The following is an 8,835-nucleotide window of genomic DNA, read 5'->3' as shown; positions in this document are numbered from 1 at the left end:
GGCTATGTGGTGTCCGGTGTCACTGCTGGCTTGACTGCTGGTGTTTATGACAAGTGGACCAGCACCCAGACCGGTACTTCCACCGCACTACCCAACACTGGCGCGGTAGCTACCACAAGTCCGTTGAGTACTTGGCAAGGGGTGGGGCAGTTCACGGCCAACCAGGTACTGCAAAACGGTACATCAGTCTTGGTGGATCGCGCGCTCGGAGGGGAAGCCCGTCTTGGGGACGCGTTGCAAAATAGCTTGGCCAATGCATTTGCGGCTTATGGATTTAACCTGGTCGGAGATGTTTCCAAGGGCCGGTTTACAGAGGGTGGCATTACCAAGATTGGGTTGCATGCCTTGATGGGCGGGTTGGCAGCTGAGGCTTCTGGAGGCGATTTCCGCACAGGCGTCCTGGCGGCTGGCGTAACTGAAGCATTGGTAGATAGCCTCGCCAAGAACTACGCCGATATGCCCGATGACCAGAAGAAAGGTTTGCTGGTCATGAACTCGCAGTTGATTGGTGTGCTTGCGGCTTCGGTACTAGATGGTGCTGATGCGAAAAGCCTGCAGACTGGAGCGTGGGTGGCGGGTACTGCGACCCAGTACAACTATCTGAATCATCCAGAAGTAGATGATTTGGTGAAAGACTTAAAAGGATGTCGGGGGGCGGGAGATCCCGATGCATGTCGATCGAAGGTCACCGCGAAATATGAGGGCTTCAGTGATACTAAAACCGGCAGACAGATGCTGGCTTGCGAGGATTACTCAAGCTGTAATGCGTTGCGAACGGATGTCGAAGGTGGTACGAAAGCACTCGACACCTATGACGTTAGCGGTGATCTGAATCCGAAGGAGAAGGAGATTGTTCAAGGCTTCATAGATAAAAATCAGGATGATCTACGTCTGACGGTGCAGAAAACGACCCAAGCTACGAATGCGGAAGTTGCTGGTATCGTTCTTTCGGGAGGGCTGGGGGCTGGCGCTAAGGTCGTAGCTGAGTCTGCTGGAGCAAAAAGTGCTCTGAACAAATCTTTGCTTGATGAATTATCTGCTAAGGGCGTGAAATTTACCCCTGAAAATGTTGTTGCAACGGCTCGAAGTCCTAGCGGACAGGTTCTTTTCTTAGAGACTGGAAACTCAAAAGCGGGGTTGCAACACATTATCGAGGAGCATGGTAGTCAGTTCGCTCAGATGGGAGTGTCGAATGCTCAGATTCCAGGGGCTGTAATGAAGGCAGTTTCTGAGGGTAAGCTCGTTGGTTATCAAGGCACCGGAGCTGGGCGGCCAATTTATGAGCTAACAGTTAACGGGCAGACGCAGCACATCGCTGTGACTGTGGGAGGAAACGGATTCATCGTCGGTGCGAATCCAAGGGGTAGTGTCAAGTGAAAGATATAAAGTTGATGGCGGATTATCAGTGTTATCCTCTTTGGAATATGTCCCCTGGTGAATATCGGGATATAGCTCCTAGCGAACTACCGATATCTGAAGAGCTCCAGGTTCGGCTATTAGAATGGGCTGCTACTTACGATGAAACATTGGATCCTGATTACCCGCCAAACTCGGGCTTCAAGAACGAAGGGTTAGAACGTAAGTTTAAGCTGGAGGGAGAGCTATTGGTCGAATGTTTGAGAAATGAGCTTGGTCCGGCTTACTCTGTTTTTATTAAAATTTAGTTGAAGTAAAAGGGGGCGGGATCCTAAGGGATCCCCACAAATTCCCCCTAAGCTCTGAGCTTGATGGCATACCTCATCGAAAAAGAGACCGATTTATTTAAGCAACAAAGAACCTCGGAAAACTAAATAAAAGAAGCGGGTTGCTTTTGCACTTTCTTGTTAGGTCGCCAAACCTGATCGCCATATGGGCGACGGGCCGGACTACAGGCCCCGCGCCCAACCCCCCGCAAGGCATCAAAGTCTTGGCCACGCACAACGCTTCACGTATTCGTCCCCGCGGCCGATACCCTGGCGATGATTAAACGCATCAAAGAACCCGCGCCGGCCAATCGCTGGCGCTCTCAACCCGCTCTACCGTCACACCACAAGGAAGAAGTACATGATCAAGCTGTTCTGCAAAGCTGCTGTTGTATTGTCCCTGGCCACGCTGTTTGGCTGCTCCTCGACGCCGTCGGTGGAGAAGATGCAGGCTGACGTGGCGAACTACTCGTTGCCCAAGGCCGCCGTCGCCGATAAAGGCCTGGTGTATGTCGTGCGCCCAAGCAACGTGGGGATGATGGTGCGGTTCAACGTGTTCCTGGATGACAAGGAAGCCGACTCGGAGATGGGTTACAACCGTGGTAACCAGTACATTTATTTCTTCGTGTCGCCGGGCCAGCACGTGATCAGTTCCAAAGCTGAAAACTGGGCTGACATGCCGATCAACGTCAAGGCCGGTGAGGTGGTTTACCTCAAGCAGGAAGTCGAAATGGGCTTCGCCGTGGCGCGCAACAGCCTCAAAGTGCTGAGCGATGTGGAAGGCCGTTATCTGGTCAAGGACGCGTCGTTGGGTACCATTGCAAAAGAAAGCAAGTGAGTTAAAAAGCGCTTGAGGCGGCCGGGCGCTGAGCTTGGCCGTTGTTGCTGTTTACATAAGTCGGAGTGACACCGTATGGACGCAATTACCCCCGCTAAACGGCCGACTATTCTGGCCAGCATCGGCCGTCGCCTGCTGGCCCGAATCATCGACTCTGGCATCGCGGTGCTGATTTTTTTCATCGTCAAGTTCGGCGCCGAGGTGCTGTCGGCGTCCGTCCCCGCCGTGACGGCCAAGGGCGGGTTCATTGCGGCGTTTTTCGCAGGTTTTGCCTACCTCTTGCTCGCAGACGCGCTGCCCAATGGCCAGAGCCTGGGCAAGCGCTTGCTCAGCATCGCGGTCGTCGACCGTAAAACCCGTAAGGGCTGCCGCATTTCTCAGTCATTCACCCGCAATGCCGGGGTGCTGGTGATCATCGACTGGGTGTGGATTTTTCTTGAGTCCAGAACCCGCCTCGGCGATATGTTCGCCAAGACCATCGTGATTCAAACCGGCAACTTGACCAAGGTACGCAGTCTTGCCGACATCTATGACGACGGGAAGTCCGGCACTGCTTGATGCGGAGTAGGGAACAAATTTATTTTCCACCCATCTGCAGGTTGCTATTTTCTAAGCATGGAGAAAAAATCTGTACCCTTTTTTATATAGAGATTCTAGATAAGAAGTGAAAGCTCTTATGGATAGCTCTTGGTTTGATGAAAGCGTAAAACCACGTTTGAAGGGGTTTTCTCTAGAGTACTCATCATTTGCTGATGGAGATTTTGGTGGCCTTGAAAGGATAGAGCTGGAAGGGTTCAATAAGCTAGGGACTGTCGAATTTTGGTCTAAAGGTTGGGTGAGTATTGATATATATGACTTGACCATTGATTATCAGGTTATGAATGTGTTGCTCTCTCCAGAAGAGGGGGAGTCTGTTTCTCAGGCATTTGATAGGTTTATAAGTATATTGACGCAGGATGTTTGATGGTACTAATGGTTTTATAGGAAGAGGCGAATTTGGAAGGAAAAACTGGGGTCAGAACCTGAGGGGCCCCCGATTCTTCCTTCTAAAACTCATTAAGTTACAACTGTTGAAAAAACCTTCCTGAATCGGCAAATTGGCTCATGAGGGAAAGTGCTCAGTTCGGCTTGCTGCCTACGGCGGTGTATCAGCCATTAATCCCGCACTGACACACCGCCTTCGCAGGCAAGCCAGCTCCCACAGTTGGTTTGTGGTGTGTCAGCAGGTTTTGGGTTGCAGGCACTCCAGTGCACGGTCGGCCAGGGTTTGGGCCATGTCGATCAGGTGTTCGGTGGCACCGGCCATGTGGCGTTGATAGCCTGTCAGGCCTTGGGTGGTGTCGGCTGCGGTGGCGGCTGCGCAGCGCAGCAGGTCGCAGAGTTGGGCGAGGGCGTCTTCGAAGCTGAGGTCGTGATGCACCGTAAAGGACTGCGGTGAGGTGGGTTGCAAGTAGTGGCTCAGGGCGCGTTCAAGTATTTCGCGGCTGGGGGTGAAGCGCGTTGTATTGCTCATGCATAAGCTCCTGATAAGGGGCCTACTTGTTTCAGGTTTCCACACCTGTTCGCTGATAGGCAGCGACAGAGCGAAGGCTAGCGAGTGGCGTGAGCAGGCGCAAGGCCAAAGGATTGTCTAGGAAACTTCCTGCAAGTTAAAGGGATATGGATTGCTGGCCTTTAACACTGCATGTCGATCAGGCAACACCGATCAAAGCTGAGAGGCGGGGTGTTGTGGCGAGCGGGCTTGCCCCGCGTTGGGCTGCGCAGCAGCCCCAGGAGAGTCAACGCGGTTTTCCAGATGTATCGCGTCGTGAGGTGTCAGGGCCGCTTCGCGCCCCAACGCGGGGCAAGCCCGCTCGCCACAAGAAGTCAGCTCCCACAGTTCGGATCGTGGTCAGGCCAGGTATTTGTGGAACCAGCCGAGGGTTCTTTCCCACGCCAGATTTGCCGCCACTTCGTCATACCGTGGCGTTGAATCATTATGAAACCCATGGTTGGCGCCTTTGTAGATATACGCCTCATAGGTCGTGCCCGCCGCTTTCAAGGCTTTCTCGTACACCGGCCAACCTTCGTTGATGCGCGTGTCCAGCTCGCCATAGTGCAGCATGATCGGCGCCTTGATACGTGGCACATCCTTCGCATCCGGCTGCCTGCCGTAGAACGACACCGCTGCGCCCAGTTCCGGATACGCCACCGCCGCCGCATTGGTCACGCCGCCGCCATAGCAGAAGCCGGTAATCCCGACTTTGCCGGTGCTGCTGTCGTGGTGCATCAACCATTCGATGGCGGCGAAGAAGTCGTTCATGAGTTTGGTGGGGTCGACTTTTTGTTGCAGTTCCACGCCTTTTTCATCGTTGCCGGGGTAGCCGCCCACGGAGGTGAGGCCGTCGGGTGCCAGGGCGATGAAGCCGGCTTTGGCCAGGCGGCGGGCGACGTCTTCGATGTAGGGGTTAAGGCCACGGTTTTCGTGCACCACCACCACGGCGGGCAGTTTGCCGCTGGCCTTGGCCGGGCGTACGAGGTAGCCGCGCACGGTGCCGTTGCCTTTGGGCGAGGGGTAGGTGATGTAGTCGGCGACGATGTCCGGGTCGGTGAATTTGACCTGTTCGGCCAGCGCGTAGTTGGGGCTCAGGGCTGCCAGCAGGGCAGAAGCAGTGAGGCCGCCGAAGGTGAACAGCGCGGCGCGGTCGAGGAATTCGCGGCGGTTGAGCTTGCCGTGGGCGTAGCCGTCGTAGAGTTCCAGCAGTTCGGGGGCGAAGTCTTTCGCGGTGAGACGAGTCATCGGAGCAGTCCTCGATTAGCGGTGGTGATCACTGTAGACCAGGATCAACGTTCGCGGCCATGGGCGGAATCCGACAGTTGCCGGGTATCGACGCGCACGAACACCGAGTCGCCGAGGGCGGTGAGCACGTCACCGGCATACACCTCGCAGACCACGCGGCTTTTACGCCCCACGTCGCCTTCAACACGCGCGCGCAGGGTCAGCGTGACGCCCATGGGCGTGGGCTTGATGAATTTGATCCCCAGGTTACCGGTCACGCAGTCGATGCGCGGCAGGCTGCCGGGCTCGCGCTGCTCATTACGGTAGTGGTAGGCCATGGCCGTCCAGTTGGAGTGGCAGTCGACCAGCATGGCGATCAGGCCGCCGTAGACCAGGTCCGGCCAGCCGCTGTATTGAGCTTCAGGCAGGTGCTCGGCGATCACATGGATACCATCGGCATCCCAACGGCTTTTGATGTGCAGGCCATGGGGGTTGCTGCCGCCGCAGCCGTAGCAGATGCCGTCGGGCGCGGTGATGTCCTGCAGGGAAGGGGTGTGCATGCAAAGTCCTTATTGTTTGTTTTGGCGACTACTCTGTTTAGCAGGGCACGCTGCGAAAGGGAATAAAACCATGGCATGGCGTGTTAGCTCAGCACATCTGTTCATTTGTCTTGCGGAGTGTTGCATGAAGCGTCGAATGCCCCCGTGTGTAAGCCTGGCGGTGCTCCTTGGTGTGTTTCTCGGCAACGCGCAGGCGGTGGAATACAAAGACGTCAACCGCACCGCCAGCCAGATCAGTTTTACCTTCCAGCAATTCGGGCAGCGGGTGTATGGCACTTTCAGCGACTTTGAAGGCACCCTGACCTTTGACACGCAAAAGCCCGAGGCGGCCCATGCGTTGCTCAAGATCCAACTGGCGAGCATCGACGCCGGCAGCCAGGACGCCAATACCCAATTGCAGGAACCGGCGTGGTTCGACACCGCGGCCTATCCTGTGGGCGTGTATGAGTCCAATGGCGCCACGGCGCTGGGCGATAATCGCTACAAAATCAGCGGCAACCTGACGATCAGGGGCATCACGCGTCCGGTGGATATTGATGTGCAGCTCAAGGAGCAAAGTGGCATCGGCGTGTTTGACGGCGCGTTCATCCTCAAGCGCAGCGACTTCAAGATTGGTGAGGGTGAATGGGCGGGCAACAGCGTGGTGTCCAATGACATCAACATCAAATTCAAGATGGTTGCGCCGCAGCGCTAACGGGCAAACTGCTTGGCCCCGGCCACGCAGCCGATCACCGCAACCGTCACCAGCAGCATGCCCAGGCTGACTTGCTCATGCAGCAGGCCCGCCGCCAGGGCCAGGCCGAAAAACGGTTGCAGCAACTGCAACTCGCCGACCGCAGCGATGCCACCCTGGGCCAGGCCGCGATACCAGAACACAAAGCCGATCAGCATGCTGAACAACGACACATAGCCCAGGCTCAGCCACGCCGGCAGGCTGATGCCCGAGAGGGTGGCCGGCGCCAGCATCACGCTCAACGGCGCCACCACCGGCAACGACACCACCAGCGCCCAGCAGATTACTTGCCAGCCGCCCAGGCTGCGCGACAACGTGGCGCCTTCGGCGTATCCCAGGCCGCACACCAATACGGCCAACAGCATCAGCAGGTCACCGGCCGGCGCGCCGCTCAAGCCTTGGGCAACGGCGTAGCCCATCACCAGCAGGCTGCCAAGGATCGAAAACAGCCAGAACACCGGGCGCGGGCGCTCGCCGCCACGCAGTACACCAAACACTGCGGTGGCCAGCGGCAGCAGGCCGATGAAGACGATGGAGTGCGCGGACGTCACGTATTGCAGCGCGAGTGCCGTGAGCAGTGGAAAACCGATCACCACACCCAGGGCGACGATCACCAGCGGCCCCCATTGATGGCGTGCAGGGCGTTTTTCCCTGAACAGCCACAACAACAGCACGCCGAGCACGGCGGCAATGGCGGCGCGGATCATGGTCAGAAACACCGGGTTGAACTCCATCACCGCCAGGCGCGTGGCTGGCAGTGAACCGCTGAAGATCACCACGCCGATAAACCCGTTGATCCAGCCTTGGGTGATGTTGTGCGGCGCAGTGAGGCTTGAGGTGCGTTCCATGGTGAGGGCTCGAACTAGGTGGTTGCGTAAACACCATCCTAGGGGCCAGGATTAAGACAATCAAAAAATTGTCATGGATACACCGCCTATGCCGCGCGCCCGCTACAAGTCGCTGGTCGACACCTTTGCCGAAGACATCCGCAGCGGCGCACTGGCGCCCGGTACACGCCTGCCCACGCACCGGCAATTGGCCGCTGCACATGGCCTGGCGTTAGTCACCGCGAGCCGGGTGTACACCGAGCTTGAAGCCATGGGCCTGGTCAGCGGCGAAACCGGGCGCGGCACCTTTGTGCGGGAAATCGCGTTGCCGCCGGGGCAGGGCAGTGGGCAGATGAATGTGGCCACCGGCATGCTCGACCTGAACTTCAATTACCCCTCGCTGCCCGGTCAGGCAGACCTGCTGCGCACCGCTCTGCGCCAATTGGCACTGTCGGGCGACCTGGAAGCGCTGTTGCGTTACCAGCCCCATGCCGGCCGGTTGCACGAGCGCGCTGCCGTGGCACGGCATCTATTGAACCGAGGCCTGACGGTTGAGGCGGAGCAGGTGCTGATGGTCAGCGGCGCCCAGCACGGCCTGGCGGTGACGATGATGGCGTTGCTCAAGCCTGGGGATGTAATTGCCGTGGATGCGCTGACCTATTCAGGCTTCAAGGTGCTGGCCGAAACCCTGCACCTGGAAATCGTCGCCATTCCGGCCACCGCCAGCGGCCCGGATCTGGCGTTTCTGCACGCGCTGTGCCGCAAGCGCCCGGTGCGTGCGGTGTACAGCATTCCAACCCTGCATAACCCGTTGGGGTGGGTGATGAGCCTTGGGCAACGCGAGCAACTGATCGCCATCGCGCGTGAGCACCATCTGATGCTGATTGAGGACGCGGCCTACGCGTTTTTGGCCGAAGACGCGCCACCACCGCTGGCCACGTTGGCGCCTGAGTGCACGGTGTACGTGGGCGGGCTTTCCAAAAGCGTCGCTACGGGGTTGCGCGTCGGGTTTATCGCCGCGCCGCCAGCCTGGGTAAAAAAGCTGGAGCGCACGATCATGGCCACCACCTGGAACGTGCCCGGTGTAATGAGCGCAATTGCGGTGGGCTGGATCGAGGACGGCACTGTCGCGAAACTCGAAGCACAAAAGCGCCAGGATGCACGGGCACGCCAAGCCTTGGCTGCGCAGGTGCTCAAAGACGTGCCTTACATCAGCCACCCGTCTTCGTATTTTTTGTGGTTGCCGCTGGGGGACGAGGCGCGAGCCGATCAGGTGGCCATGGCCTTACAGCGCGAGGCGATTTCCGTGTCCACCGCCGAGCCGTTCGCGGTTTCAGCCACGGTGCCGCACGCGCTGCGCCTGGCACTGGGTTCGGTGAGCATGGCCGCGCTGGGTGAGGCGCTGCTGAAGGTCCGGGAAGCGGTGCAGTGGTGAGC

The 8,835-nt window shown here is 57.8% G+C and carries 9 protein-coding genes and 1 pseudogene; 6 read left to right on the top strand and 4 right to left on the bottom strand.

Annotated elements, in window-relative coordinates; translation table 11 throughout:
• The 4 genes and pseudogenes from BLV67_RS33780 to BLV67_RS27900 all read left to right on the top strand — a co-directional run.
• Positions 1-610 (top strand): annotated as a pseudogene (locus BLV67_RS33780) (DUF637 domain-containing protein); the annotation flags it as partial.
• 1,517 nt (positions 611-2,127) lie between these two features.
• Positions 2,128-2,520 carry a DUF2846 domain-containing protein gene (locus BLV67_RS27910; protein WP_026013838.1) on the top strand — a complete coding sequence of 131 codons (393 nt, stop codon included), beginning with the start codon at positions 2,128-2,130 and terminating at the stop codon, positions 2,518-2,520.
• 75 nt (positions 2,521-2,595) lie between these two features.
• The gene (locus tag BLV67_RS27905; RefSeq protein WP_069787318.1) at positions 2,596-3,078 is read left to right on the top strand and encodes an RDD family protein; all 483 of its coding nucleotides are present in this window, start codon (positions 2,596-2,598) and stop codon (positions 3,076-3,078) included.
• A gap of 106 nt (positions 3,079-3,184) precedes the next feature.
• The gene (locus BLV67_RS27900) at positions 3,185-3,484 is read left to right on the top strand and encodes a hypothetical protein (protein ID WP_208604509.1); all 300 of its coding nucleotides are present in this window, start codon (positions 3,185-3,187) and stop codon (positions 3,482-3,484) included.
• A 255-nt stretch (positions 3,485-3,739) separates the two neighbouring features.
• Here the strand turns inward: BLV67_RS27900 and BLV67_RS27895 are convergent, their stop codons facing one another.
• From BLV67_RS27895 to BLV67_RS27885, 3 genes are all read right to left on the bottom strand, one after another.
• Positions 3,740-4,033 (bottom strand): DUF6124 family protein, encoded by a 294-nt coding sequence (locus tag BLV67_RS27895; RefSeq protein WP_083269382.1) that lies wholly within the window; start codon positions 4,031-4,033, stop codon positions 3,740-3,742.
• Positions 4,034-4,411: 378 nt separating this feature from the next.
• Positions 4,412-5,299, bottom strand: a complete 888-nt coding sequence (gene yghX, locus BLV67_RS27890; protein WP_069787320.1) for a YghX family hydrolase — start codon at positions 5,297-5,299, stop codon at positions 4,412-4,414.
• A 44-nt stretch (positions 5,300-5,343) separates the two neighbouring features.
• Positions 5,344-5,838 carry a PaaI family thioesterase gene (locus BLV67_RS27885; RefSeq protein WP_069787321.1) on the bottom strand — a complete coding sequence of 165 codons (495 nt, stop codon included), beginning with the start codon at positions 5,836-5,838 and terminating at the stop codon, positions 5,344-5,346.
• Positions 5,839-5,962: 124 nt separating this feature from the next.
• Between BLV67_RS27885 and BLV67_RS27880 the strand changes: the two genes are divergently transcribed.
• Positions 5,963-6,532: a YceI family protein gene (locus BLV67_RS27880; RefSeq protein ID WP_176727928.1), complete on the top strand. Its 570-nt coding sequence runs from the start codon at positions 5,963-5,965 to the stop codon at positions 6,530-6,532.
• Here BLV67_RS27880 and BLV67_RS27875 read toward each other — a convergent pair.
• The gene (locus BLV67_RS27875; RefSeq protein WP_069787323.1) at positions 6,529-7,419 is read right to left on the bottom strand and encodes a DMT family transporter; all 891 of its coding nucleotides are present in this window, start codon (positions 7,417-7,419) and stop codon (positions 6,529-6,531) included. The two genes, BLV67_RS27880 and BLV67_RS27875, sit on opposite strands and share 4 nt — an antisense overlap.
• 88 nt (positions 7,420-7,507) lie before the next feature.
• Between BLV67_RS27875 and BLV67_RS27870 the strand changes: the two genes are divergently transcribed.
• Complete coding sequence (locus BLV67_RS27870; RefSeq protein WP_069787324.1) at positions 7,508-8,833, top strand: aminotransferase-like domain-containing protein; 1,326 nt, start codon at positions 7,508-7,510, stop codon at positions 8,831-8,833.
• Positions 8,834-8,835: the final 2 nt, after the last annotated feature.

Source organism: Pseudomonas salomonii, assembly GCF_900107155.1.
Classification (GTDB): domain Bacteria; phylum Pseudomonadota; class Gammaproteobacteria; order Pseudomonadales; family Pseudomonadaceae; genus Aquipseudomonas; species Aquipseudomonas salomonii.
This window is presented reverse-complemented; position numbering and strand designations above follow the sequence as displayed.

Excerpts from the sequence above, each read along its gene's own strand:
- BLV67_RS27910 (WP_026013838.1), top strand. The coding sequence starts at position 2,128 with ATGCAGGCTGACGTGGCGAACTACTCGTTGCCCAAGGCCGCCGTCGCC.
- BLV67_RS27905 (WP_069787318.1), top strand. The coding sequence starts at position 2,596 with ATGGACGCAATTACCCCCGCTAAACGGCCGACTATTCTGGCCAGCATC.
- BLV67_RS27895 (WP_083269382.1), bottom strand. The coding sequence starts at position 4,033 with ATGAGCAATACAACGCGCTTCACCCCCAGCCGCGAAATACTTGAACGC.
- yghX (WP_069787320.1), bottom strand. The coding sequence starts at position 5,299 with ATGACTCGTCTCACCGCGAAAGACTTCGCCCCCGAACTGCTGGAACTC.
- BLV67_RS27885 (WP_069787321.1), bottom strand. The coding sequence starts at position 5,838 with ATGCACACCCCTTCCCTGCAGGACATCACCGCGCCCGACGGCATCTGC.
- BLV67_RS27880 (WP_176727928.1), top strand. The coding sequence starts at position 5,963 with ATGAAGCGTCGAATGCCCCCGTGTGTAAGCCTGGCGGTGCTCCTTGGT.
- BLV67_RS27875 (WP_069787323.1), bottom strand. The coding sequence starts at position 7,419 with ATGGAACGCACCTCAAGCCTCACTGCGCCGCACAACATCACCCAAGGC.
- BLV67_RS27870 (WP_069787324.1), top strand. The coding sequence starts at position 7,508 with ATGCCGCGCGCCCGCTACAAGTCGCTGGTCGACACCTTTGCCGAAGAC.